Genomic DNA, 26,379 nt, shown 5'->3' on the forward strand with positions numbered 1-26,379 from the left:
ACATGAGCCTCGACCTCCTCGCCTCGCCCTTCGACGGCCGCAGCCTGATCGAGGCCAGCGCCGGCACCGGCAAGACCTGGACGCTGACCGCGCTCTACGCGCGGCTGCTGCTGGAGCGGCAGTTGTCGGTCGGACAGATTCTGGTGGTGACCTATACCACGGCGGCCACGGCCGAACTGCGCGAGCGCATCCGTGCCCGGTTGGCCGAGCTGCTGGCAATCTACGAAGGCACGCCGAGCGGCGATGACTTCCTCACCCGCCTGCATGCCCAATACCCCGGCGAAGACGCACACCGGCGCCTGTTGCTGGCGGTGCATGGTTTCGATGAGGCGGCGATTTTCACCATCCACGGTTTCTGCCAGCGCGCCCTGCAGGACGCGGCATTCGAGGCCGGCGGGGATTTCGACAGCGAGCTGTCCACCGACGACCGCGAGGTGCTCGACGCCGTTCTGGCCGATGCCTGGCGCCATGAGCTGGCCGAGGCGGATTCGGCCTGGGCGCGCTTCCTCGCCAAGCAGCGCATCACCCCGGCCTGGCTGCGCCAGCGGCTGCGCAGCCATCTGGGCAAGCCGTACCTGCGCATCGAGCCGCGCGAGGATATCGACGCGGCGGACCTGTCTGCGGCCGGCGCCGCCTGGGAGCGTGCCGCAGCGCTGTGGCGGAGTACGGGCTACGCCTGGGTCGAAGAACTGCGGGCCCATGGCGGACTCAGCCAGACCACTCACAAGCAGGAGAAATTCGCGCTCTGGTCCAGTGAGCTGGATGCTTATTTCGCCGATCCGGCTGCCCTCTTCGACCCGCCACAAGGCTTGGACAAACTCGGTATCCAGGCGCTGGCGAAAGCCTGCAAGAAGGGTTTCGACGCGCCGGTATGCGAGCTGGCGGAGGCCCTGGACATTCTGCGCGAAGCCCTGGAAGAAGCGATTCCGGCCGGCGAACGACGCTTGATCGCCCTGCAGGTGCGCCTGCTCGACCAGCTCAACTGCGAATTGCCGGCGCGCAAGGCGGCGCAGCGTATTCTCGCCTTCGACGACCTGCTGAACCGTCTCAACGAAGCCCTGCACGGCCCGGCCGGCGATGAGCTGGCGGCGACCCTGCGCGAGCGCTATCCGCTGGCGCTGATCGACGAGTTCCAGGACACCGACCCGATCCAGTACGCCATCTTCGATCGCATCTACCGTCCCCGTGGCGATGCGCCGGCGGGAGACCTGTGCTTCGTCGGCGATCCCAAGCAGGCCATCTATGCCTTCCGCGGCGCGGACCTGGCGACCTACCTGAAGGCCCGCGACGAAGCCGGTCGGCACTACGACCTGCCGTTCAACTACCGTTCCACGCCGGAGCTGATCGCCGCGCTCAACCTCCTCTTCGACCGTCCCCGGCCATTCGCCGAAGAGGGCCTGGACTATCCGCCGGTTCGTCCGGGGCAGAAAGACCGTGCCCGGCTGGTCCTGCCGGAACAGGAGTCGCCGCTGGCGCTGGTCTGGCTCGGCGACGAGCCGCTGATCAAGGGCGAGGCGGGCCGCCTGGCGGCGCAGGACACCGCGCGCCGCATCGCGGCGATCCTGGCGGCCAGCGCCGAAGGGCAGGCGTATTTCGAGCAGGACGGCACGCGCACGCCGCTCAAGGGGGGCGACATCGCCGTGCTGGTGGCCAGCCACCGGCAGGCCGCCGACATCGCTGCCGAACTGGCTGCGCGTGGGGTACCCAGCGTGCGGCGCGGGCGCGACAGCGTCTGGCACAGCGAGGAGGCGGAAGAGCTTGCCGCGGTGCTCGCCGCCTATGCCGAACCGGGGCGCGAGGGGCTTTTGCGCTACGCCCTGGCCACCCGCCTGCTTGGCCGCGACGCCCTGCAACTGGCGCGCTGCCAGGATGACGAACTGGCCTGGGACGCCGAGCGCGAAGCGGCGGAGAAATACCATCAGCTCTGGCAACAGCATGGCTTCATGCGCGCCTTCCGCGCCTGGTTGGACGAACAGGGTGTGGCCGGGCGACTGCTCGGGCTGCCCGATGGCGAGCGCCGGCTGACCAACCTCCTGCACCTGGCCGAACTGCTACAAACCGAGAGCCTGCAACGCCCCGGCCTGGAGCCGCTGCTCGCCTGGCTGAATGCCCAGCGCACCAGCGAAGGCGCTGGCGACGACGCGCTGCTGCGCCTGGAAAGCGATGCCGAGCGGGTGCAGATCGTCACCGTGCACACCAGCAAGGGCCTGGAATACCCGTTGGTGTTCTGCCCGTACCTGTGGGACGGCGGCCTGCTGCGCAAGGACGAGGACGTCACCTGCCACGCCGCCGACGGTACACCGCTGCTCGACCTGGGCAGCGCCGACTGGGACAACCATCGCCGACGTGCCCGCCAGGAGCGTTTCGCCGAACGCCTGCGGCTGGCCTATGTCGCCCTGACCCGTGCCCGCGATCGGCTCTGGCTGCACTGGGGCCCGGTCGCCTTGCCCAAGGCGAAGAAAGACGGCGAACTGTCCGAGGACGGCCTGCACAGCAGCGCCCTCGCCTGGCTGCTGCATGGCCGCGACCTGCCGGGCGACGATGCCCTGGCCGAACTGGCGACACATCTGGCCGCATGCGAGCCGGCGCAGTTGCGCGAGGAGTTGGACGCGCTGGCCAGCGACAGTGCCGGCACCCTCGCCCGCATCCCGCTGCTGGAGCGTGAGGCCAGTGCCCAGGGTCAGCACCGCGCCACACCGCCCGCCGAGCTGGCGCTGTTGCCGCGCAGCCTGCACAGCGCCTGGCGGATCGGCAGTTTCTCCGGTCTGGCCGCCGGGGTACACATGGAAGCACCGGACCGCGATACCCTGGCCATGCCGGATGCCAGCGAGCCGGGCAGCGGCTTCTTCGCCTTCCCTCGCGGTGCACGTGCCGGTACCTGTCTGCACGCGATCCTGGAGCTCTGGGCGCGGGGCAAGGGCAGCCTGGAGGAATTGGTCGCCCCGGCTCTGCGTGACCACGGCTTGCCCGAGGACTGGGCGCCGCTGACCGTGGCCCATCTGCAACAGGTGCTGGACACCCGGCTGGACGAGCACGGCGAATTGCGCCTGTCCGCCCTGGCGTCGGAGCGCCGCTTGCCCGAGCTGGGCTTCACCTTCCCGGTGGCCGGCCTGGATGTCCAGCGCCTGCGCGCCCTGCTCTGCGACCCGGCTCATGGCTTGGCCGAGCCCCTGCGCGAGGCGGCGGCACGCCTGGAATTCGATGCGCTGAAAGGTTTCCTCAAGGGTTTCATCGACCTGACCTTCGAGCACGACGGTCGCTGGTACATCGCCGACTACAAATCCAACTGGCTCGGCCCGGATACCGGGCACTACGGCGGCGACCGCCTGCTCCAGGCCCTGGCCGGCGAGCACTATTACTTGCAATACCTGATCTATCTGGTGGCGCTGCGCCGCTTCCTGCGCCAGCGTCTCGCGGATTTCCGCGACGAACAGCTTGGTGGCGCCTATTACCTGTTCCTGCGTGGCATGCCGGACGCCGGCGTGTACTTCGCCCGCCCGGCGGACGGCCTGTTGGATGCGCTGGACCGGCTGTTCGAGGAGGGGGCATGAACCCAGTTGTCATCGGGCGAATGAATTCGCCCCTACCTATGTCCGGCTTTTCCCCTGTAGGTGCGAATTCATTCGCCCGACGGCTCCCTGCACCGAACGGAGACCGCCATGGCGCTCGCTGATCTTCCCCTCAGCCCCCTGGAGCGCGCCTTCGTCGACAGCCTGCAACGCCTCGATCCGCAGGCGGACGACGCGGTGCTGGCTGCCGCCGCACTCTGCTGCCAGGTGCTGGCCGAGGGCGATGTCTGCCTGCCCTTGGGGCGCCGCGCGGGCAAGCCCGCCTGGCCGGAAGCGGACGCCGGCTTCGTGCTGCCGCCTCTGGCGGCGTGGCGTGCGCACCTGGAGGCGTCGCCCTTGGTGGCCAGGCCGGGCGAGTTCGCCCCGCTGATCCTCGACCGTGACCGTCTCTACCTGGCGCGCTACCACGCTTACGAAAGCCAGCTCGCCGAACGCCTGTTGACACGGGCGGCGGACCGACCGGAGGTGGACGAAACGCTGCTGGCCGACTCCCTCGCCCGCCTGTTTGCCCGCAACACCCAGTCGCCGGACTGGCAGCGCCTGGCGGCGGCGCAGGCGGTTCGTCGGCGTCTGGCGGTGATTTCCGGCGGCCCCGGAACCGGCAAGACCACGACTGTGGTGCGCCTGCTCGCCGCCTTGCTCGAGCAACGCGGCGGCGAGTCCCTGGCCATCGGCCTCGCGGCGCCCACCGGCAAGGCGGCGGCGCGGATGGCCGAGGCGATCCGCAACGCCAAGGCCGAACTGCCGGTCAGCGAGGCGATCAAGGCGGCGCTGCCTGAGGAGGCGCGCACCCTGCACCGGCTGCTCGGCAGCCGCGGCGACAGCCCCCAGGTGCGTCACGACGCGTCCAATCCGCTGCCCCTGGACGTGCTGGTGGTGGACGAGGCCTCCATGGTGGACTTGGCGCTGATGGCCAAGCTGCTCGCTGCCCTTCCCCCCGCGGCGCGGCTGATTCTGCTCGGCGACAAGGACCAGCTCGCCGCTGTCGAGGCCGGCGCGGTGTTCGCCGAACTGTGCGAGGGACGTGGTTTCGATGCACGCGCGGCGGCCGATCTGCAACGCCTCACCGGCCAGCCGGTGCCGGTGGAGAAGCCCCGTTCGAAGCTGGGCGATGCGGTGGTGCTGCTCACCCACAGTCATCGCTTCGCCGGCGATAGCGGCATCGGCGAACTGGCGCGGCGGATCAATGCCGGTGACGCCAAGGGCACCCAGGCCCTGCTGCGGGAAAACCGCGCCGACCTGGCCTGGAACGCCCATCCGACGCCTGCCGGCCTGCTGGAGCGACTGGATGCGGGCTATGCGCCGTATCTCGCCGCCGCCCGCCAGGGCGATCCGGGTGCTGCCTTCGCTGCGTTCAACACCTTCCGCGCCCTCACCGCCCAACGCGAAGGCCCCTGGGGCGTGGCCGGGATCAACGAGGCCCTGGAGGCGCGCATCAAGCGCCGTCTCGGTCTGGCCAGCCGGGAGCGCTGGTACCCTGGCCGTGCGGTGATGGTGCGGCAGAACGACTACGCCCTGGGGCTGTTCAACGGCGATATCGGCCTGTGCCTGCCGACGTCCAACGGCCTGCGGGTGTTCTTCGAGGGTGAGGACGGCTACCGGCCGTTCGCCCCGGCGCGCCTGCCCAGCCACGACAGCGCTTTCGCCATGACCGTGCACAAGAGTCAGGGCTCGGAATTCGCCGAGGTGCTGCTGGCACTGCCGGAACAGCCCAGCCCGCTGCTGACCCGCAGCCTGTTTTACACCGGCATCACCCGCGCCAAGCGCAAAGTGGAAATCTGGGCCCTGGCGCCCCGCCTGAGCGAAGCGGTGAACACCCGCGCCGAACGCGCTGCCGGTCTGGCCGAGCGACTGGGCGTGCCACCAGCCGCCAGCGCCGAGCCAGTCGCGCCGGCTCCGCCGAAGCCTGTCGATCCGGCAGCCAAGGGGCAGTTGGACTTGTTCTAGCGAACGCCCGTTACGTGTCGAACTTCTCGGCTCCGAGGTTTTTCCGTCTCCTCAGCGCGACCGTACGTTCACTCCGATAATCGGTTTAGCCCACCCATCCCATCACCAACGGCAGGCTGGCCGCGGCCAGCAGCGTTTGCAGGGTGATGATCCCGGCCATCAAATGACTATCGCCGCCGAGCTGGCGGGTCAGGACGTAGGCGGTAGGGGCAGTGGGCAGGGCGAAGAACAGGATCAGCAGGCTGCTTTCCATGGCCGGCAGGTGCAGCGCCAGGGCCACGCCGAACGCCAGGAGCGGCATGGCCAGCAGGCGCATCGCGCAGTTCCAGCCGAGGGCCGGGACTTCGCCGCCGAGTTCCTGCGGTCGCAGCGCAGCGCCGACGCAGAGCAGGCCGAGCGGCAGGCTGGCGGCGGCGAGCAGGCTGAGCAGGCGGTCGGTGCCGCCGGGCAGGCCGAGGCCGGAGAGGTTGACCAGCGCACCGGCCAGGCAGGCGAGGATCAGCGGATTCCTGGCGATCGGCAGCAGCAACGAGCGGGCGCTGACGCCGCGCTCGGCGGTGAGCGCCCAGACCGACATCACGTTCACCGTCGGCACCATCAGCGCCAGCATCAACGCGGCCAGGGTCAGGCCCTCCTTGCCGAACAGGCTGCCCACCGCAGCCAGGCCCAGGTAGGTGTTGAAGCGCAGCACGCCCTGGGTGACGGCGCCGAAGCGTGCCGCCGACCAACCGCGCACCCGGCGGGCGACGAGCAAGGCGATCCAGGCCAGGCCGAGGGCAAGCAGGACTGCCAGGGCCAGGCGGGGCAGCGCGGGGTTGTCCAACGGAGCGGTGGCCAGGCTGCTGAACAGCAGGGCGGGGAAGAGAATGAAGTAGTTCAGGCGTTCGGCGCCCGGCCAGAAGGCCTCGCTGGGAAAGTCCCAACGGCGCAGCAGATAACCGCCGACGATCAGGGCGAACAGGGGCCAGAGGGCGAGCAGCAGGGCAGTCACTCGGATTTCCAGGCAGGAGAGGAGGTCACATCTTGGTAGCTGACGCGCCCGTCGGCAAGACCGAAAGCCGGGTTGACCGCTCTAGGGCGGGCTATGCTGGCCGAGGCAGTCACGTTTCGTCGGATCGGGTGACCTAAAGCCTGAGCTGGAGATGTCGAAATGATATTATTCCTGGCGACCAACGAGTGCCCGCGCCATGTTTGCCCAAGAAAGTCAGGTGGTTGAAGAATTTCTCCATACCCCGTACGGGCAGCAATTGCGGCAAGGTTTCCGTTGGCTGCGCTTTTCCTCTTCCCTGGAGCGCGAGTTCCGCGCCCAACTCAACGAGCAGTCGCGTCTTTCCCAATTCCTCGCCGGCCTACTGCTGACCCTGGTGGTCGGTGGCTATCTGTACATCGAGCAGGTCTTCATCGTTGCCTACCAGCCGGTGTGGCTGACGGAAGTGACACTGATCCGCCTGGCACTGATCGGCATCGGCGGTATGGTCCTGCTGATGAGCGGCAGTCGCCGTGGACGACGAATCGCAACGAAGCTCTATCCGCTATTGCTGGTGGTAATCGGCGGTCTCGCCTCCCATGTCGATCTGCATTACGAAGCCAGCCGGCTGCCGCTGGTGCTGCGTTACGAAGCGGGGTTGTTGATCGTTTCGTCGTTCTTCTTTCTCGGCATCACGTTCTGGACGGCGCTGTGTTGCGGCCTGTTGATCATGTTGGTGGACGGCGTGATGGCGCAGTGGCGGCTGGAAGGACCATTGCTGGCCGAGCACTGGATCGCCACCGGTTACTACCTGGTCCTTCTGTTCATCGGGGCGACCGGCCGCTTCGTGCATGAATTTTCCCAGCGCGAGCAGTTCCTCATGCGCAAGCTGCTCGGCTGGGTGGCCGAGCATGACGCCCTGACCGGCCTGGCGAACCGGCGCCACTACGATTCGTCGCTGCGGGTACGCCTGTCGCAGGCGCGACGTGACCGGATGCCTATGGCGCTGCTGTTGGCCGATCTGGATGATTTCAAGGTCTACAACGATACCCTGGGGCATCCGGCGGGCGATGAGCTGTTGCGGGTCTTCGGCGTGCGCTTCGCCGAATTCGCCCGGCGCCCGCTGGACGTAGCGGCCCGGACCGGCGGCGAAGAGTTCGCCCTGCTGTTGTACGACACCGACGAAGCGGGGGCCGAGGTCATTGCCGGGAACATCCTCAAGAGCCTGCGTGAAAATGCGCTGCCGCACCCTTCGGAATGGCCGCGCGGACCGTTGACCCTGAGCATCGGCGTTGCCGTCGCCAACGAGCGGGACACCGCCGAGACCCTGTACAAGCGCGCCGACACGGCGTTGTACCGGGCCAAGGCGGGGGGCAAGAACCGCTTCGTGCTCAGCTGGCTGCCCTGACTTCGGCTCAGCTTTCCAGGGTGGCGTTGAGGTTGATGCGTGCCTTCAGCAGCTTGGAGACCGGGCAGCCTTCCTTCGCCTGATTGGCGATCTGCTGGAACTGGTTGACGTCGGCACCGGGAATCTTCGCCTTCAGGATGAGGTCGACGGTGGTGATTTCAAAGCCTTCGCCCACCTTGTCCAGGGTCACCACGGCCTGCGTTTCGATACGCTCGGCGGTGAGTCCGGCTTGGCCGAGCATCATCGACAGCGCCATGGAGAAACAACCGGCGTGTGCCGCGCCGATCAGCTCTTCCGGGTTGGTGCCCGGCTGGTCTTCGAAGCGCGTGTTGAAGCCGTAGGGGTTGTCCTTGAGCGCGCCGCTCTGGGTGCTGAGGGTGCCCTTGCCGTCCTTGAGATTGCCCTGCCAGACCGCCGATGCGTGCTTTTTCATGATGCGTCCTCCGCGCGGGTTGCGATCTGGTTCAGAGGCATTCCGCACGGGAGAGTTCAGTGCCGTTCGGCTGTCAGGGTAGTTCCAGCCCGCCACCGGCCTTATGCAGCGCGCGCAGGTGTTCGCCAAGGCGGGCCAGGTTGGCTTCGCTGGCTTCCAGCTCGCTGCGGCGCTCCGGCAACAGGAGCAGGCGCACCTCGCGGTCGAGGTCGTCGCTCAGCCGATGCAGCGTCTGCTGGCGTTCGGATGCCTCCGCTTCCAGGCGCTGCCATTCGCCGGCCTGGGGCAGGCCGTAGCCGCTGTCTAGCATTTCAGCGGGGCGGCTGAGGAAGCCGCTGTTGGCGAGGATGCCTTCGAGGGTATCGCCGGCCTTGGCGAGAAGCTCGTCGTCGGCGGCGCGCGGGCCGAGGTAGCGCTGCTTGAGTTCGTCCTGGGCCAGCAGCAGTTGCCTGCGCAGGGCGGCTTGTTCCAAGAGGAGCAGGGCTGCCGAGGCGCGCAGGTCGGCATTCTCGAACCAGGGTCGGCGGCGCTCGGCGGGCAGGGCGAGCCACTCCTCGACGCGCGCCTGGGGCACCGCCAGGCGCTGGCGCAGTACGGCGAACATCGCCTGGTAGCGGTCACGGAAGGAGTCGAAGCGATAGCCCAGGCGCAGGGCCTCCTTGGGATCGTCGAGCACGCTACGGTCGGCCAGGCCGCGGGCGATCAGCAGGTCGAGCAGGCCGTTGGGCATGATGCTGTCGAGGCCGACCAACTCCGGGCGGTCGGTGCCGCTGCGCAACAGCTTGAGGGTCTCCACCGCGCAATTGTTGGAGAGGAAGTAATAGTCGCCGTCGTAGCTCCAGTGCAGCTCGGCTGCGCGAGCGACCAGCATGTCCTGTTCGGTGCGATTCAGGCGCAATGGGACCGAGGCCAGGCTGCGCATCTCCACCTTGGTGTATTCGTCGATCACCTGCGACAACGGCAGCACGAACAACCGTGAGGGGTAGACGCCGGTAAGGCCGTCCCAGCTGGACAGTTGCACATCGCCGACGAAGGCACGGTAGGACAGCACCAGATGGTGGTCGAGATCGAGCCGGCAGGCCGGGCCGCGTGGCCGACCGGGGGCGCAGACCACCAGGCGCAGCATGCTGTGGCCCCAGCGGCTGACCCAGGCATCGTTGGCTTCGGCGAACAGGTAGTCCACTTCGTAGACCCGTTCCGGGTCCAGCTTGCCCAGCGGTACCCGGCCGAAATCACGCCCGGCGTTGAGGTAGGCGTAACCGTCCAGGCAAGTGTCACGGTCGACTGGAGACCAGCCGAAGTGTTCGCTGAAGTAGCGGTACAGGGACGGGCGGCGGCAGGCATAGCTCGGGTCGAGGAGGAAATACTCCATGTTCACCGCGACGAACTCACGCGGGTTGCTCAACTCGTAGACGTCCGGGCTGCGCGCGACCTGGCCGTTGTGCCGTTCGCGCTGGCCGCGGCTGCCGACGCGCTGCGGCCAGCCGGCCAGATCGAGCAGGCGTGGGTCGTCGCTGAGGGTGAAGCGGCGAGCGGTCTGGCCTCGGCAACGGTCCGGCAGGCCGACCGGGCCGAGATCGGCGGCCTGCCGGCGGCAACGCTGCAGGCGCTGCCATTCGCCATCGGGCCAGAGGCGGGCGCGGTCGTACAGGTGCGTGAGTTCGTGCAGCACGGTAGCCAGCAGCTCGCGGCGTACCGTGCCGTGGGGACGGTTGGTGCGCTCGCGTGCGGCGGAGCCATCGACCAGGCCGTCGAGCAGTTTTGCGTTCAGCGCCAGGGCATCGAGGCGGGTGACCCGGCCGTAGCCGTTGTCAGGCAGATCGTTGCGCCAGAGGACCTCCACGCGGCGGTCGAGGCGTTCGACGAAGCGTGGCGGCAAGGCATCCAGGGCTTCGTCGAGCAGGGCCTGGCTGGCCTCGCGTTGTGCCGTTGTCAGGCCGTCGTCTTGCAGCTCCAGCCGCAGACCGGCCTGGAGAGGGCCGGCGACCAGCAGCAGGGTGGCGCAGAGCAGGCGCGAAAGCATGGGCGGGCTGCCGCGCCGGTTGGATCAGCGGGCGAGGATGGCTTCGGCCAGTGCCAGATCGCTGGCGCCGCGTGCTTCCGGCACCTGGCTGCGGATGGCATCGAGGGCGGCTTCCAGGCGGGCGCCACGTATTTCACCCTGGCTGGCGACGAAGCTGGCGGCATCGTCGCGGGCCTCGACCACGACTTTCATGTCGCGGATCGAGGTGGTGGTGTCGGAGGTGAAATCGACGGTGCGGTCCAGCGCGCGGACCACAATGTTGCTGGTGGCGACCAGCGTCTGCGCCTGGGCGGCGCCGACGGACAGGAACAGGGCGGTGGTAGCGACGAGCAAGGACGTGCGCATGGCGTTTCAACTCCAGACGAAACGGATTGGTTCATTGGACGGAAATCATCGGCCCCGGTTCGCTGGTGCGGCGAGGGGCCGATTCGGGCGGGAAGGCTAACGGAATGCGCGGCGGCCGGCCAGAGCGTCGAGTACGGGTGCGACGTGTCTGGCTCGTCGGGTGAAGGCGGGGCGGTCAGAGCGCCAGGATCGCCTGGGCCAGTTGCAGGTCGCTGGCGGACAGTTGGGGCGCCTGCTCGCGGATATGCGTCAGGGCCGCTTCCAGCCTCGCGCCACGAATCTCGCCCTGGCTCGCAACGAAGCTGGCCGCATCCTCACGTGCTGCGAGCACCACCTTGTCGTCGCGCAATGACGATGTCATGTCGGTGGAAGCCTGCAGCGACTCCCCGAGCGCCCCGACGACCGTGTCAGTGGTGACGATGAAGCTGGAAGCGGAAGCAGCGGTGGAAAGCGCCAGCAGAGTGGCAGCGCTGAACAGGCGGAGAGCAGCCATGGTTGGAACTCCTTGCAAGGGCGGCGTCGCGATGACGTTGGATAGCCCAAGAGCTTAGTGCAAGCTGCCGCTTCGTCGCCAGACGAGGCATTAGGCCAGTCTTGGCCGGGACGAAACATTGTGTAAACTGCAGTCACTTTGAGTACGTTCTGTGGCTACCTAGTCCGGCCTTTTGTGAAGCTGCCAGGCTCAAATCCATCTTGGTACGGATGTACTCATCGCTATACCAATAACAAATACCGGGTCGTGTCGGCGTGCTCGATACCGGGAAGGGAGTCGTTCGAACATGATCATCCTTGTTGGATCGAAAGTTGATCAATCCAGTATTCGCAACTCCCTCGGTAAGCCCGAATACAGCTACTACTTCCTCTTGAAGGAGTTCCTTCCTGCACTGGAGCGCCTTGGCCGTGTGGTGCAGGTCCAGAGCCCGGAGGAAGTCGAGGTACTGTCTGCGCAGTACCGTGCCGTCGGCGAAGAGGTGGTGTTCTTCAGTTTCAGCCCTCCGCACCAAGTACCGCTCGGGGCAAGTTGCCCAACCGTCGTGGTATTCGCCTGGGAGTTCGACAGCCTTCCGTCCTTCGAATGGGGCGGCAATCCTCAGAATGACTGGCGTTACACTTTTGCCCGTGTCCAGGGGGCTATTTGTACGAGCGCGGAAACCGCAGGACTGGTCGAGACAGCTATGCCTGACTTTCCTGTCATGGCACTGCCTGCTCCAGTCTGGGACCGTTATGGGGACCTGGCGGTAGACGCACCGGCGGCGCTCGACGAGCGGCAGTTCCGGTTCGAGGGCATCGTCATCGATAGTCCGGCTCTAGGGTTATCCGCCGATGGACTGGTCCGCAAACCCGTCGAGCCACTGCCGGAGCCGGTCTCCGTGCCGGTGACGTCAGTTCCGAGCCCGGGTCGTTTGGCCGAAGCCTGGATGTTGAGCAAGGCGTTGCTTCGCGGCTGGTGGCAGGAGTGCCGGCTACCACTGGAGGCTGCGGTCCCTCAGGTCGAATCCACCGAGGAGAATGTGGAAGAAGAGGTCTCCGAGTCGATCCATCAGCCGGCTCTCCATCTGATCACCATCAGCGGAGTGGTTTACACAACCGTACTCAATCCGGCGGATGGCCGGAAGAACTGGGTTGACCTGGTCACCGCATTCTGCTGGGCGTTCAAGGATGTCGAGGATGCCACGCTGATCGTGAAGATGACCCACCACGATCTCCAGTTCTATCGAGTGGTGTTGATGACCTTGCTTTCCCGGCTCGCACCTTTCCGTTGTCGGGTGATTGTGCTGCATGGCTTCCTCGATGATGAGCAGTACCGGCAGCTCATGTCGATCACGACCTACTATGTCAATTCTTCGGCTGGCGAGGGCTTATGCCTGCCGCTCATGGAGTTTCTCAGCGCCGGCAAGCCGGCGATTGCGCCCGTCCACACGGCGATGGCCGACTATGTGGACGATCGACTGGCATTCCCGCTGAAATCGTCTCCGGAACCGTTCTGCTGGCCCCATGATCCGACGGGTGTCTATGCCACTCACCGTCATCGCCTGAATTGGCAGTCGTTGATGGAGGCCTATCGCGAAAGCCATGAGGTCGCACGTCACGACTCGCCGCGCTATCGCGGCATGGCGCGTCACGCCTGCGAGCGGATGCAATCGTTTGCGTCGGTGACGACGGTCGCGAGCCCGCTCGGGGCATTTCTGGAAGAGATCGCCGGGGGTAGTCAGGCGGCCGTTTCCTCGCAGAAGGACAGCGTGGCGATATGAAATTCCTTATCTACTCGGAAGTGACTGCCGCACGTATCGCGGACAGCATGGGGCTTCCCGAATACAGCTATTACTTCGTGTTGCGCGACTTTCTTCCCGTACTCGAGGCGTTGGGGTCTGTGCATCTGATCGAGCGACCCGAGAGCGAAGTCGATGCGTTGTATGACGAAGCCTGCGCAGCGGGAGAGCCTTGTATTTTCCTGTCTTTTTCACCTCCACAGAAGACACTGCTGAACCTGCGTTGTCCGACGCTTCCGGTCTTCGCCTGGGAGTTCGACACCATTCCCAACGAATCCTGGCTGGATGAGTTCAATCAGGATTGGCGTCACGTCTTGCGCAGACTAGGACAGGGGATAACCCATTCGCAGATGGTGGTTCGGGCCGTGCGGCGGGAGCTGGGAGCGGAATTTCCCATCGTTTCGATACCCTCTCCGGTTTGGGATAAGTTCGCTGCACTCCGAAATGCCTCAGGTGGTCTGCCATGGCTCAAGCCTGTACGGATTCAGGTGCGCTCAGGAGTAGTCGTGGACAGCCATGACCCCGATGTCGGGCCGTACATCTTTGGCCCGAACGCCACGGCCAGGGTCGTTCAGGCAATCCGCGAGCATGAGAGTGCCGTTGCCCGGTCGAGGGGCGAGGCTTTACCTGAACAGCCGGCTGCTTCGGTGCGGCAACAGTCTCGCTTGGGTATCACCCGTCGCTACCTTGGCGAGTGGTATCTCAAAGTACTGCGGCGGAACCTGCCATTCCTGCCCAACCCGTCGGCCAGAAAAATTAGTGTGGATCTGGTTTATGGCAACCCCGAAAAACGTCTGGAACCCAAGAACACTGTGGAGCCGCCGCATCCACTGACGGCAGGGATCACACCGAGGATGCCGGACTGGGAACCATCCGACTGCCAGCTTGAGCTATCCGGGGTCGTCTTCACCGCCTTGTTCAACCCGTACGATGGCCGTAAGAACTGGGCGGATATGCTGACCGCCTTCTGTGCTGCGTTCCGCGATACGCCGGATGCCACCTTGGTGTTCAAGCTGGGACATCGCGAATACCAGTCGGCAATGCACGACATGCTCATTTGGATGGCACGAATGCCCCGCTTCCAATGTCGGATCGTGTTGCTTCAGGGGTTCCTGGAAGGACGCGACTTCGACAACCTGATCCGGGCCAGCGCCTTCGCAGTCAACGCTTCCCATGGCGAGGGCCAATGCCTGCCGCTCATGGAATTCCTGTCATGCGGCAAACCCGCCATCGCCCCTCGGCATTCGGCAATGCTCGACTATATCGATGAAAGCGTCGCATTCGTCGTCGACAGTTGGCTGGATGCGACGGCCTGGTCGCACGATCCGCGCCTGGCTTACCGGACTTGCCGACACCAGCTCGATTGGTCTTCTCTTGTGCGTGCTTACCAGGCTGCCTACCAATGCGCAAAACAGGACCCGGAGCGCTATGAGCGAATGTCGGCCCAAAGCATCGAGCGGATGCGCCAGCACTGTTCTCAGGCCGTGGCTATCGAACGGTTGAAGGGTTTCCTGGGGCAGGATGTCGAGCATCATGCAACAGCTGTGTGAGGCCGGGAATGGACGAAACTTCCGGTTTGGTGGGCGGTGGAACGACATGCCCAGTAATGGCTCTGGCGTTTGTCGAATAGCAGATTGTTCTGGCGCGAAATCGATAAGAAGGAACGGATCTTTTTGAGCAGACGGATCGATGACATCGAAATCCTGCGTGGTTTCGCGGTTCTCTTCGTAGTAGCCCACCACGCGATGGACAACCTGTTCACGTGGAAGACTCCGAGGCTGGAGCTTTTCTCGGCTTATTTCAGCGGTGGTTTTGGGGTCGATCTGTTCTTCGCTATCTCCGGATTCGTCATTGCACGGGATTTGGTGCCTCGCCTGACGTCTAGCCCGACGGTGGCCTCTTCCTTTCGTATCACGGTGTCGTTCTGGATACGGCGTGCGTGGCGGCTGCTGCCATCCGCGTGGTTTTGGTTAGCCGTGACGCTGATCATGGTTGTGATATTCAATCAATCGGGAGCGTTCGGCGGCTTCCGATCCAATCTGGCGGCTACCGTTGCTGGAGTCCTGCAGGTTGCGAACATCCGCTTTGCTGAGACATTCGGACAAAGCGAGTACGGTGTCAGTTTCGTCTACTGGAGTCTCTCCCTAGAGGAGCAGTTTTATTTTCTCCTGCCTTTGCTGGTTATCGTCGGGAGGCGTTTCCTTCCCTATTTGCTGCTGGCGTTGGTGCTTTTCCAGCTATTCTCGACAAGGACGTTGCTAGGGATTGTGTTTCGTAGCGATGCACTGGCTCTTGGTGTGCTGTTGGCGCTGTGGTACCGGCAGGAGACCTACATCATGGTTCGTCCCGCATTCCTGAAGGGATGGGGTACGTTGTTGTTGCTGGGAATATTGGCCAGCATGGCCTTTGTCGGGGCGCTGAAAGTTGTGGCTCCGGTGTTCAGCCTATTCGCTCTCCTTTCGATTCTCCTCGTGTGGGCGGCTTCCTATGACATGGATGTTTTTCTTCCGCATGGCCGGCTACGGAAACTATTGCTTTGGGTGGGCGCACGTTCTTATGCCATCTACCTGATACACGTTCCCGTGTTTTACATGACCCGGGAAATTTGGTTCCGACTGTCTCCGGATACGGTTCCGGACAACCGACTCTTCCTGCCCTACCTGTTCACTGCGGGGCTGTTGCTGACGGTGTTGAGCGAATTGAACTTCCGTCTCATCGAAGTTCCATTCCGAAGGCGCGGCGCAGAGATTTCGCAACGGTTCCTGACAGGTGAGTCGGGGCGGCCTCATGAGGAAGGTGACGGTATGCAGCGGAGCAAAGGGTAGCCATGTTAGATCGTCTGAAAAAATTCTTCGCTTCGGAGCCTGCCTTGCAGAGCGCTTCTTCTGGCACGGTGGATTTCACCCTTATCGATGCCAGCTTAAGTGGCTGGTTCAATATCGGGACGGGAGAATTGTTGGAGGGCTTTCCTATCCTGCCCGAGGATAGAGTGCTGGACATCGGCTGCGGCGACGGCGCATTCACGCACTTTTGCGCCAAAATGAAAGCCGAAGTGATCTACGCCGATATCGATCCTGCTCGAGTAGCGGCAGTGGGGCTGCGGTTACAGGATTCCGGGGCGAGGGCTTTGCATCCGTTGGTCACGGATGGAAATCCCATCCCGCTTCCGGACGCCCATGTCGATAAGGTGGTCGCCATGGAGGTGCTAGAGCATGTGGATTCGCCCACCGATTTCCTGAATGAACTGGTGAGAGTCGGCAAGCCAGGCGCACTCTATTTACTCACCGTACCGGATGCCGTTGGCGAACGTGTTCAGCAGAAACTGGCTCCGCCTTCATACTTCGAAAAGCCTAACCATATCAATATTTTCGGGCGGGACGATTTCGAGCGTCTCGTTGCCGGGGCTGGGCTGATTATCGAAAAGAAAAGCTACTACGGGTTTTACTGGGCGGTCTGGTGGTCCTTCTTCTGGACCTGCGATCAGGATTTCTCGCCTCCCTGGCATCCGCTGTTGGAGAGTTGGGCCAGGACATGGCAGTTGTTGTTATCGCTGCCCGATGGCGCACGGATCAAACACGCGCTTGACGAAGTGATGCCAAAAAGCCAGGCGATAATTGCAAGGAAACCTTGAGCAGCCTGCCATCAGAAAGGCTCGCGGTGAAACTCGAACCGAACGGATTCGGTTCTCTCTCGACATGACGATCCAAGCCCCTCTTGGGTTCCCCTCCTTTCCTCGTTCTCCTTCCGTCCGAAAACTACTTATTTCCTGACAGGCAACGGCGGCCCTAATGCGCGATACAGAGCGGCTATAACACTTGCCCTCTGATACTTCCGGCGGCATTTGGCTCTCACCCAAACTTTCGATTGGTTTCGATCGATTTCTAGGAACTTTTGTGCTGAAGAGCACATCTTAACTAAGTGAAATGATACGTTCTCAGCACAAGGAAAATCGTGGGAATTCGCGGAAAAATCGCTGAACAGGCGCGAATTGTCCTACAAAATAATAATAAGGGCTCAATCATGAGGCTGCTGGTTACCGGGCTCGGGGGATTCGTAGGTCAGGCATTCGTCCGTCGGTACGAGGCGCGAGCATTAGCCGGTCACGAACTATGTCTGACCGCGCGGCACGACTTGCTCGATATTTCCGCCTTGCAGACCATGGTTGTCGATACTCGCCCCGATGCGGTGATACATCTGGCAGGCCAGACCTTCGTGCCAGAGGCTTTCCGCGACCCGGCACGAACCTTCCAGATCAATGTCCTCGGTACGCTCAATCTGCTTCAGGCCCTAAAGCGCAGTGCTTTCTCGGGTAGCTTCCTGTACGTCAGCTCTGGCGATATCTACGGCCAAGTGCCGGAGCACCGGTTACCCATTCACGAGGCGATGCTGCCGCATCCCCGCAATCCTTATGGCGTCAGCAAGCTCTCCGCAGAGTTGCTCTGCCAGCAATGGGGCTATACCGAAGGTTGGCGCGTTCTGGTTGCCCGGCCGTTCAACCATATCGGCGTTGGCCAAAAGGATTCTTTCGTCATCGCCAGTGCGGCGCGCCAGATCGCGCGCATCCGCAAGGGCATGCAGGCCCCCCGGCTCGAAGTGGGCGATATCGATGTCACGCGCGATTTCCTCGACGTGGACGATGTCATCGATGCCTATCTGGCGATCCTGACGAAGGGTTGGGCCGGCGATGTCTATAACGTCTGCTCCGGACGGGAGCGGCGTATCCGGGACCTGATTGGAATGCTGGCAGATATCGCCGGCGTCGATCTGGAACTGGTTCAGGACCCCGCGCGCTTGCGTCGCGCGGAGCAGCATCGTGTGCAGGGAAGTTTCGACAGATTGCGCGCGGCGACAGGTTGGGAACCGAAGATAACCATCGAACGATCCCTGCAGGCGGTTCTGGCTGACTGGGAATTGCGGGTACTACAAGAATGACAAAGCACGCATTGATTACGGGAATTACCGGACAGGATGGCGCTTACCTGGCCAAGCTGCTGTTGGAAAAAGGCTATCGCGTTCATGGCTTGGTTGCCCGACGAAGTTCGGATACCCGGTGGCGTCTGCGCGAGCTGGGCATCGAGTCGGATATCGTTTTCCTAGATGGCGACCTGTCCGATGGCACTGCGCTGCAACGAGCCGTAGTCAAGGCGCGTCCAGATGAAATATACAACCTGGCGGCGCAGAGTTTCGTCGCCACATCCTGGGATCAGCCCATTACCACCGGCATCGTCGATGGCCTTGGCGTGACACACCTGCTGGAGGCGATTCGTCAGTTCAGTCCCGAAACGCGTTTCTATCAGGCATCGACCAGTGAGATGTTCGGTTTGATCCGGGCGGACCGCCAGGATGAGAACACCCCGTTTTACCCGCGCAGCCCATACGGTGTGGCAAAGCTCTACGGACACTGGATCACGGTGAACTATCGAGAGAGCTTCGGCCTGCATGCCTCCAGCGGGATTCTCTTCAACCATGAATCGCCGTTGCGTGGGATCGAGTTCGTGACCCGCAAAGTCACCGATGCCGCTGCACGCATCAAGCTCGGCCGTCAGCGTGAGCTGCGCCTGGGCAATATCGACGCCAAGCGGGACTGGGGGTTTGCCGGCGATTATGTCGAGGCGATGTGGCTGATGCTCCAGCAAGACAAGGCGGACGACTATGTGGTGGCCACTGGCGTGACCACCACTGTCCGGGATATGTGCCGGATCGCCTTCGAATGCCTTGAGTTGGACTATCGGGATTACGTGGTGATCGATCCCGCCTACTTCCGTCCTGCCGAAGTTGACGTATTGCTGGGGAACCCGGCGAAGGCCGAGCGAGTGCTTGGCTGGCAACCAAAAACGAGTCTGGAGAATTTGATCCGCATGATGGTCGAGGCGGATCTTCGGCGCGTCGCCAAGGAGTGAGTCATGCTCGTTCCCGTCATTCTCTCCGGTGGCGCGGGAACCCGGCTGTGGCCGGTTTCTCGCGAAGGCCATCCGAAACCCTTTATGCCGATGCCAGACGGCCAATCGCTGCTGACCAAGACCTATCGTCGAGCTGCTTCGTTGATAGAGCCCGGTGGCGAGATCGTTACGGTTACCAACCGTGAGTATTACTTCCAGAGCAAGGATCATTTTCTCGCCGCGAAGTTGGGAGGGAGCCGAGGGCATTTCATGCTGGAGCCGATCGGGCGCAACACGGCGCCGGCAATCGCGGCGGCGGCGCTGGCCATGCGCGAGCGTTTCGGCGACGACGTGATTCTGGCCGTAATGCCGGCCGATCATCTGATCCAGGACTGCGATGCGTTTCGTCGAGCGGTGGAGCGGGCAACGACGCTTGCCGAAGAGGGCTACCTGGTGACTTTTGGGGTTGTTCCCACGGCACCGGAAACCGGTTTCGGTTATATCGAGCAGGGCGAACGGCTGAATGAAGCGGGAGCTGCCCGAGTACAGCGATTCGTCGAGAAGCCGGATCTGGTCACTGCCAGCGAATACTTGGAAAGCGGCCGGTTCTTGTGGAATTCCGGTATGTTCTGTTTTTCCGCCAATGCCCTGATCCGTGAACTGCAAGTCCACGCCCCGGGCTTGCTGGAGCGGGCGATGGAGTGTGTAGGGCGTAGCCCGCTCGAAGAGCGAGATACCGGTGCACTGCGAGAGTTGAATGGAGAGCATTTTGCGGCCATGCCGGATATTTCTATCGATTACGCGTTGATGGAGCGCTCCGACAAGGTCGCCGTTGTGCCCGCGACCTTCGATTGGAGCGACATCGGCTCCTGGGGGGCGCTCAGTGCTCTGGTGGAGCCTGATATGCAAAACAACCGTGCGGCTGGCGAGGCACTGTTCGTCGATAGCCGCAACACCTTTGTGCGCAGCGAAGGTCGCCTGATTGCCACTGTCGGTGTGGAGAACTTGGTCGTCGTCGATACGGCGGACGCGATTCTGGTTGCCCGTGCGGATCGGGTGCAGGAAGTCCGCCAAGTGGTGAAAAGACTCAAGGACAGCGAGCACGAAGCCTATCGCCTGCATCGCACGGTGAATCGTCCATGGGGCAGCTATACCGTCCTGGAGCAGGGGCCGCGCTTCAAGATCAAGCGGCTGGTGGTCAAGCCGGGATCGGCGCTTTCGCTGCAGATGCACCATCACCGGAGTGAGCATTGGGTAGTGGTTCAGGGCATGGCCAAGGTGACCAACGGCGATGGTGTGCGCTTGGTCAATAGCAACGAGTCCACATTCATTCCTGCTGGTCACAGGCATCGTCTGGAGAATCCAGGCGTGATCGATCTGGTGATGATCGAAGTACAGAGCGGTGAGTATCTGGGCGAAGACGACATCGTTCGCTTCGAAGATCAGTACGGGAGGGTGAGCTGATGTTGGCGGGCCTTTCCAGATCCTGGGCATACCGGGGCTTCATCTTCGGCAGCGTCAAGCGCGAGTTCCAGTCGCGCTACCGCAATTCCCTGCTGGGTGCCTTATGGACGGTGCTCAATCCCTTGGCGATGATCATTGTTTACACGGTGATCTTTTCCCAGGTGATGCGGGCGCGGTTGCCCGGTATCGAGGATGGGATGGCTTATGGCGTGTATCTCTGCGCAGGCCTGCTCACCTGGGGGTTCTTTGCGGAAGTGGTGTCGCGTAGCCAGACCATGTTCCTGGAAAATGCCAATCTGCTGAAAAAGCTCAGCTTTCCCCGCATTTGCCTACCTATCATCGTGCTGTTCAATGCCGGGGTGAATTTCGCCATCATTCTTGGCTTGTTCCTCGGTTTTCTTGCTGTGACTGGTCGCCTGCCTGGCGTGGCGCTGTTGGCGCTGCCATGCCTATTGCTCCTGCAGGTGCTGTTCTCGGCTGGACTGGGGATGTTGCTAGGTGTGCTCAATGTGTTCTTCCGCGACGTAGGACAGTTCTTCGGTATCGTCCTGCAGTTCTGGTTCTGGTTCACCCCGATCGTCTATCCCATCGGGATCTTGCCGGAAGGCATCCAGTGGTTGGTCCAGCTCAACCCGCTCACGTCGCTGATGCAGGCGTACCAGAGTGTGTTCTTGCAGGGTGTTTGGCCGGACTGGCAGCAACTGTTGCCATTTACGCTCCTTGGCCTTTTGCTCTGCTTGCTGGCTTGGCGACTTTTCCGGTTACGAGCGGGCGAGATGGTGGATGAACTCTGATGGGTCGGATTCGTGTCGAGCAGTTGGGCAAGGCATACAAGCAGTATCATGGACGATGGTCGCGGTTGGTCGAGTGGTTGGTGCCGTTCGCCGGGCCGCGACACACACCGCATTGGGTGCTGAGTGACGTCAATTTCGAGATAGAGCCAGGCGAGGCGGTGGGTATCGTCGGGGTGAATGGCGCGGGCAAGAGCACGCTGCTGAAAATGATCGCCGGGACGACCCAGCCGACCTGTGGACGGATCGAGGTGCAGGGCCGGGTTGCCGCGCTTTTGGAGCTTGGTATGGGCTTCCATCCCGACTTCACGGGACGGCAGAACGTAGTGATGGCTGGGCAGTTGCTAGGGTTGCAGTTGGACGAAATCGACGTCCTTATGCCTGAGATCGAAGCCTTCGCTGAGATCGGCGAGGCGATCGAGCAACCCGTGCGAACCTACTCCAGTGGTATGCAGATGCGCCTGGCATTCAGCGTCGCCACGGCGCGCCGGCCCGATGTGCTGATCGTGGATGAGGCCCTATCGGTGGGTGATGCCTACTTCCAGCACAAGAGTTTCGAGCGGATCCGCAGTTTCCGGCGTGACGGCACGACGCTACTGATCGTTTCCCACGACCGCACGGCCGTGCAGTCCATCTGTGATCGAGCCCTCCTCCTGGAGGGCGGTAAGTTGGCCATGCAGGGGCCGCCGGAGATCGTGATGGATTATTACAATGCCAAGCTCGCCGAACGCGAGGGGCAGCTTGTCCACCAGGAAATGCTGGCGGACGGTAATGTACAGACCATTTCTGGTACGGGTGAAGCGGGTATTACCGACATCCGGCTCTTGGATGAGCAGGGAAGACCCATCGAGATCGTGGAGGTCGGGCGGTCTGTAGTGCTGGAGGTCAACGTGGTGGTGCGCCGGCCGATCGAGCGGTTGGTGCTTGGTTTCATGATCAAGGATCGCTTCGGCCAGCCCATGTATGGCATCAATACGCACCGATTGGAAAAGCCTCTGAGCAATCTACTAGCAGGGGAGAGCGTAACCTATCGCTTCGCTTTCCCCGTTCTTTTGGGGAAGGGGAACTACTCTGTTTCGTTCAGCCTATCCCGGCTGGACTCTCATCTGGACAAGAATTACGAGTGGCGGGATTACGGATTGATCTTTCATGTAGTCAATACGCGTAAGGAGGATTTCATCGGTTCCGCCTGGCTCGGAGCCACCGCCGAAGTTCAACGCCACGAGCTTCCCCTCACCCCACGTAGAGCCGAGATAACGTCTTGACCCGCCTCCTCGTCGAATGCACTTACGTGTATGAACACCCGAACGTGAACTCCGGTATCCAGCGTGTGGTGCGTAATGTCATACGCGAGTTGGATGCCCTCGAAGGAGAGGCGGAGTGCATCCCTGTGATGATGCAGGGCGGACAGTTGTACCGGGTGCTCAGCCTCGCGCCGTTGAAAACACCGCGCGATTCGCCCTGGCGCAAGCGAGTGATCGTTCGGCTCGATCATCTGCGCAATCGTTATTGGTGGTGGCATTCACGCCTGGAGCGGTTATGGCCGTTCCGTCGTTCACATAATGCCCGTAGGGCGCTTTATGTGCTTTGCAAACTGGCCAGCCTGAGTTTCACCTTGCCGCTGCGTTTGCTGCTGTGGTTCGAGCGTAATGCCCAGCCGGCTCCCCAGCGCGCAATGCCCTTAGAAACGCGTCCGGGCGACCAGTTGCTCCTGCTCGATTCGTCCTGGCATGCGGATTTTTTCCCGTTGGCCGAACGCCTGAAACGTGAAGGTGTTGGCATCGTATCGGTGATTTACGACTTGATCCCGCTGACTCATCCGCAGTTTTGCGACGCGGGCTTGGTCAAGGTTTTCGATCGCTGGTTCGACTGGATCGCCGAAACGGCCGACGGGTACATATCGATATCCCGCACCATCAGCGATCAAGTGCGTGCCGAGATCGAGCATCGGTTGGGGGCGGAGGGGGCTTCCAAGCGCTGGTTCGATTATTTTCACCTGGGGTCGGAGCTGGACCTGGTGCGCGACGGCGCGCGTATCAACCGACAGTTGGAGCGAATGTACACCGCCGGGGCACCGGTGTATCTGATGGTCAGCACCATAGAACCAAGGAAAAACCACGGCTACCTCTTGGATGCGTTCGAGCTGCTTTGGGCCCACGGCTCCAAGGCACGTCTCTGCTTCATTGGACGCATCGGTTGGAAATGCGATGGGCTCATCGAGCGCATTCGCAAACATCCCGAATTCGAGAAGCGCTTGTTCATGTTCAATGGCGTCAACGATAAAAGCCTTGAGTACGCCTATGCTCACTCCCGGGCCTTGGTCTTCCCTTCTTACGTCGAAGGTTTTGGCCTGCCGCTGGTGGAGGCGATGCAGCGGGGATTGCCGGCCATGGCCAGCGATATTCCGGTGTTTCGTGAGATCGGTGGAGAGTTTGTCGCCTATTTCGATCTGGACTCGCCGCGGACCCTGGCGGATCGGGTATTGGCATTCGAGCGGGATGGGTGCTTCCCTGCCGCGCGTGACTTGGCGGAGTGGCGTTGGATGGGCTGGCGTGAAGCCAGCCTGCAATTGATCGAGCGTACCTTGAATGGTATCCGGCGCGCCCAGCGACCGGCTTCGGAGAAGGCGACCGTGGTCCATGCGGATTGCTCTTAACGCTCGGATTCTCCAGGCGCCCCGTACGGGTATCGGCCAATACGTAGTCGAGCTGGTCCAGGCTTTGCGCGGACAGGATGATATCGAGCTGAGACTGTTCGACGGCTGGAGGTGGGGGGAATGCCTGCCGGAGGCCTGCCTGCCTGGCTATGGTCGTTGGAGCGGCCTGATCAAGCGTTGCGTTCCAGGTGCCTATGCCTTGCGGCGGTGGGTCGAACAAGGGCGCTTCGAGCGTGGAGTGACGAAGCGGTCGGTGGACCTCTATCACGAGCCGAGTCTTTGGCCGCTGGCCTTCGAGGGCCCGATGGTCATGACACTGCACGATCTGACCCATGTCCGTTATCCGGAAACCCAACCACGGGATCGGTTAGCGGAGATCGAGCGACATGTCCCCAGGGCTGTGGAGCGGGCGCGCCGCATCCTGGTCGATTCGCAGTTCGTTGCCGACGAGTTGGTCGACCATTACGGTTTGGCAAGGAAGCATCTGGTTGTTGCGCCGTTAGGATATTCGGCCCGCTTTCATCCCAGGGAGACCGAAGATTTGCGCGAGGCCTTGCGTCCGTTCGGTGTGCTGCCTGGGCGCTACCTGCTTTGTGTCGGTACTCTGGAGCCGCGAAAGAATCTAAGCCTGGTCTTGCGGGCTCATCGACGTTTGCCGGTTTCGATCCGGGCACATTACCCTTTGCTGATCGCCGGTATGGCCGGCTGGAAGAGCGAGGGTTTCGCCGAAGAGCTGGCCAAGGGAATGGCTGACGGAGGGGTTCGACTATTGGGCTACCAGAGCGATGAAAGCCTGGCCGAACTGGTCGCTGGGGCGAGGATGCTGCTTTTTCCTTCCTTGTACGAGGGGTTCGGCCTGCCAGTTCTGGAAGCCATGGCCAGCGGTACACCCGTGATTCTGACGGATCGATCGGCGTTGCCTGAAGTGGCCGGGAGTGCAGGAACCTATATCGATGCCGACGATGAGAACGTTTGTGCCGAGGCGATTCGTTGTCTGATCGAGGACGAGGCGGTCTGGCAGGGGAAGCGGGCCGCGGGCCTGCGACGGGCCGGTGAGTTTTCCTGGCGCCGATGCGCGGAGATCACGGTTGACGCGTACAGACAGGCTTTGGTTGGCTGATGCGCGTTCTACATTTCTTCAAGACCTACCTGCCTGAATCGGTCGGCGGTATCGAGCAAGTCATCTATCAGCTTTGCCGAAGTGGTCAGGCTCATGGCCTGGAGTCCGAGGTGCTGACGCTCAGTGCGAACCCAAATCCCGGGACGATCATGCTTGATGACCATCGTGTCCACCGTGCCCGACTGGATCTCAACATCGCCTCGACCGGGTTCTCCTACAGTGCGCTTCGGCTATTCCGAATGCAGGCCGCTCAAGCCGACGTGGTCAACTATCACTTCCCTTGGCCTTTCATGGACGTGGTGCATTTCGCTGCCAGAGTACGCAAGCCGACGGTAGTGACCTATCACTCAGACATTATCCGCCAGAAATATCTGCTGCACCTTTACAGGCCGCTGATGTACCGCTTTCTCGACAGCGTCGATCGTATTGTGGTGGCCTCACCCAATTACCTGGAGACCAGTGAGGTATTGGTACGATACCGGGACAAGACATCTGTCATTCCCTATGGCCTGGACAAGTCCAGCTATCCGCAGCCCCCGACGGAGACGATAGAACGCTGGCATGGCGCGGTGGGGAATCGCTTCTTCCTGTTCGTCGGCGTCATGCGTTATTACAAGGGGCTTCATATCCTGCTTGAAGCGGCCCAGGGGACACATTATCCAGTGGTTATCGTCGGAGCCGGGCCGCTTGAGGAGCAGTTGCGCGGCCAGGCTTCTTCCCTTCGGCTGGATAACGTCCACTTTCTTGGGCGGTTGAGCGATGAGGACAAGGCCGCTCTGCTCCAGCTCAGCGGAGCCATTGTGTTCCCATCGCATCTGCGTTCCGAGGCGTTCGGCATTTCGTTGCTGGAAGGCGCCATGTATGGCAAACCGATGATTTCCAGCGAAATCGGGACGGGAACGAGCTACATCAATATTCATGGCCAGACGGGAATAGTCGTGCCGCCCGGTGATCCATTGGCGTTTCGGGAAGCGATGCGCCGGCTATGGGAGGATCCTGCTTTGGCAGCACGCATGGGTCGTGCTGCCGAGGAGCGTTACTGGCAGCTGTTTACCGCCGAGCGAATGGGTCAGCAGACCGCTGCATTGTATAGCGGTCTGCTGGCCGACAAGTGCGTCGTCTCTGACCGACAGGTTCGGGCGGATTAACGCCAGAACGGCTTATCCAGCTCCGCTTCTCTTTCCGCGATGCTGATGCCGGCGTCGGCGAGCATGCGCTCGTCTAGGACGGCCAATTGCTTGCGCGTACGGGCTCGCTGGCGCCAGAGGCAGAAGATGGCGTAGAGATCCAGAACCTTGGAAAGGCGGTCTGTCTTGGGGAGGGAGGGCCGGTGAGTGAGGGTGCGGTCCATGGCACTGTCCTTCCCGCATGGATGCGGGGATGGCGTATGGGAAACCATGGTCGCGCGGATCGAGTGTTCGCTACAGCGACAGTGGAGCGGGATTGTAAGGGTTCAGTTTTGTATCTGGCTGAACTGTATCGGTCAGATGGATGAGATCTGTTCTTT

At 62.5% G+C, this 26,379-nt stretch carries 21 protein-coding genes; 15 read left to right on the forward strand and 6 right to left on the reverse strand.

Annotated features, from left to right (window positions below):
* Window positions 1–2: 2 nt before the first annotated feature.
* Entirely contained in the window at window positions 3–3,551 is a 3,549-nt protein-coding gene (gene recB / locus PIN01S_RS20945; RefSeq protein WP_084338611.1) for an exodeoxyribonuclease V subunit beta, read from the forward strand.
* Window positions 3,552–3,659: 108 nt separating this feature from the next.
* Entirely contained in the window at window positions 3,660–5,516 is a 1,857-nt protein-coding gene (gene recD, locus PIN01S_RS20950) for an exodeoxyribonuclease V subunit alpha (RefSeq protein WP_084338613.1), read from the forward strand.
* 85 nt (window positions 5,517–5,601) lie between these two features.
* On the opposite strand, the gene PIN01S_RS20955 is transcribed toward recD, so the two are convergent.
* Window positions 5,602–6,519: an AEC family transporter gene (locus PIN01S_RS20955; protein WP_244505998.1), complete on the reverse strand. Its 918-nt coding sequence runs from the start codon at window positions 6,517–6,519 to the stop codon at window positions 5,602–5,604.
* A gap of 184 nt (window positions 6,520–6,703) precedes the next feature.
* Here PIN01S_RS20955 and PIN01S_RS20960 point away from each other — a divergent pair, with 184 nt between their 5' ends.
* On the forward strand, window positions 6,704–7,891 hold the full coding sequence (locus PIN01S_RS20960) for a GGDEF domain-containing protein (RefSeq protein ID WP_084338617.1): 1,188 nt from the start codon (window positions 6,704–6,706) through the stop codon (window positions 7,889–7,891).
* Window positions 7,892–7,898: 7 nt separating this feature from the next.
* Here the strand turns inward: PIN01S_RS20960 and PIN01S_RS20965 are convergent, their stop codons facing one another.
* From PIN01S_RS20965 to PIN01S_RS20980, 4 genes are all read right to left on the reverse strand, one after another.
* Entirely contained in the window at window positions 7,899–8,324 is a 426-nt protein-coding gene (locus PIN01S_RS20965; protein WP_084338619.1) for an OsmC family protein, read from the reverse strand.
* Window positions 8,325–8,397: 73 nt separating this feature from the next.
* The gene (locus tag PIN01S_RS20970) at window positions 8,398–10,347 is read right to left on the reverse strand and encodes a DUF7844 domain-containing protein (protein WP_084338621.1); all 1,950 of its coding nucleotides are present in this window, start codon (window positions 10,345–10,347) and stop codon (window positions 8,398–8,400) included.
* Window positions 10,348–10,371: 24 nt separating this feature from the next.
* Window positions 10,372–10,692 (reverse strand): DUF2388 domain-containing protein, encoded by a 321-nt coding sequence (locus PIN01S_RS20975; RefSeq protein WP_084338623.1) that lies wholly within the window; start codon window positions 10,690–10,692, stop codon window positions 10,372–10,374.
* 175 nt (window positions 10,693–10,867) lie between these two features.
* Window positions 10,868–11,185, reverse strand: a complete 318-nt coding sequence (locus PIN01S_RS20980) for a DUF2388 domain-containing protein (protein WP_084338625.1) — start codon at window positions 11,183–11,185, stop codon at window positions 10,868–10,870.
* 286 nt (window positions 11,186–11,471) lie between these two features.
* Between PIN01S_RS20980 and PIN01S_RS20985 the strand changes: the two genes are divergently transcribed.
* The 12 genes from PIN01S_RS20985 to PIN01S_RS21040 all read left to right on the forward strand — a co-directional run bounded on the left by PIN01S_RS20985 (window position 11,472) and on the right by PIN01S_RS21040 (window position 26,020).
* A complete protein-coding gene (locus tag PIN01S_RS20985) occupies window positions 11,472–12,944 on the forward strand; it encodes a glycosyltransferase (protein WP_084338627.1) in 1,473 nt (490 codons plus the stop codon).
* A complete protein-coding gene (locus PIN01S_RS20990; RefSeq protein ID WP_084338629.1) occupies window positions 12,941–14,512 on the forward strand; it encodes a glycosyltransferase family protein in 1,572 nt (523 codons plus the stop codon). The genes PIN01S_RS20985 and PIN01S_RS20990 overlap by 4 nt, the downstream gene beginning before the upstream one ends.
* Before the next feature lie 84 nt (window positions 14,513–14,596).
* Window positions 14,597–15,787, forward strand: coding sequence for an acyltransferase family protein (locus PIN01S_RS20995; protein ID WP_244505996.1), 1,191 nt, complete (start codon window positions 14,597–14,599; stop codon window positions 15,785–15,787).
* 2 nt (window positions 15,788–15,789) lie between these two features.
* On the forward strand, window positions 15,790–16,593 hold the full coding sequence (locus PIN01S_RS21000) for a class I SAM-dependent methyltransferase (RefSeq protein WP_084338631.1): 804 nt from the start codon (window positions 15,790–15,792) through the stop codon (window positions 16,591–16,593).
* Between the two features lie 389 nt (window positions 16,594–16,982).
* Entirely contained in the window at window positions 16,983–17,894 is a 912-nt protein-coding gene (locus PIN01S_RS21005) for a GDP-mannose 4,6-dehydratase (RefSeq protein ID WP_084338633.1), read from the forward strand.
* Window positions 17,891–18,862: a GDP-mannose 4,6-dehydratase gene (gmd, locus tag PIN01S_RS21010; protein WP_084338635.1), complete on the forward strand. Its 972-nt coding sequence runs from the start codon at window positions 17,891–17,893 to the stop codon at window positions 18,860–18,862. The genes PIN01S_RS21005 and gmd overlap by 4 nt, the downstream gene beginning before the upstream one ends.
* Window positions 18,863–18,865: 3 nt before the next feature.
* Window positions 18,866–20,305 (forward strand): mannose-1-phosphate guanylyltransferase/mannose-6-phosphate isomerase, encoded by a 1,440-nt coding sequence (locus PIN01S_RS21015; protein ID WP_084338637.1) that lies wholly within the window; start codon window positions 18,866–18,868, stop codon window positions 20,303–20,305.
* The gene (locus PIN01S_RS21020) at window positions 20,305–21,099 is read left to right on the forward strand and encodes an ABC transporter permease (RefSeq protein WP_084338639.1); all 795 of its coding nucleotides are present in this window, start codon (window positions 20,305–20,307) and stop codon (window positions 21,097–21,099) included. The genes PIN01S_RS21015 and PIN01S_RS21020 overlap by 1 nt, the downstream gene beginning before the upstream one ends.
* Window positions 21,099–22,361 carry an ABC transporter ATP-binding protein gene (locus tag PIN01S_RS21025; protein WP_084338640.1) on the forward strand — a complete coding sequence of 421 codons (1,263 nt, stop codon included), beginning with the start codon at window positions 21,099–21,101 and terminating at the stop codon, window positions 22,359–22,361. Before PIN01S_RS21020 ends, PIN01S_RS21025 begins: the two co-directional genes overlap by 1 nt.
* A complete protein-coding gene (locus PIN01S_RS21030; protein ID WP_084338642.1) occupies window positions 22,358–23,752 on the forward strand; it encodes a glycosyltransferase family 4 protein in 1,395 nt (464 codons plus the stop codon). The genes PIN01S_RS21025 and PIN01S_RS21030 overlap by 4 nt, the downstream gene beginning before the upstream one ends.
* Window positions 23,736–24,872: a glycosyltransferase family 4 protein gene (locus PIN01S_RS21035; RefSeq protein ID WP_084338644.1), complete on the forward strand. Its 1,137-nt coding sequence runs from the start codon at window positions 23,736–23,738 to the stop codon at window positions 24,870–24,872. Before PIN01S_RS21030 ends, PIN01S_RS21035 begins: the two co-directional genes overlap by 17 nt.
* Complete coding sequence (locus PIN01S_RS21040) at window positions 24,872–26,020, forward strand: glycosyltransferase family 4 protein (protein ID WP_084338646.1); 1,149 nt, start codon at window positions 24,872–24,874, stop codon at window positions 26,018–26,020. Before PIN01S_RS21035 ends, PIN01S_RS21040 begins: the two co-directional genes overlap by 1 nt.
* Here PIN01S_RS21040 and PIN01S_RS21045 read toward each other — a convergent pair.
* Window positions 26,017–26,223, reverse strand: coding sequence for a DUF1127 domain-containing protein (locus PIN01S_RS21045; RefSeq protein ID WP_084338648.1), 207 nt, complete (start codon window positions 26,221–26,223; stop codon window positions 26,017–26,019). The genes PIN01S_RS21040 and PIN01S_RS21045 overlap by 4 nt on opposite strands.
* Window positions 26,224–26,379 lie beyond the last annotated feature (156 nt).

Origin of the sequence: Pseudomonas indica NBRC 103045, from assembly GCF_002091635.1 — a bacterium.
Classification (GTDB): Bacteria; Pseudomonadota; Gammaproteobacteria; order Pseudomonadales; family Pseudomonadaceae; genus Pseudomonas_M; species Pseudomonas_M indica.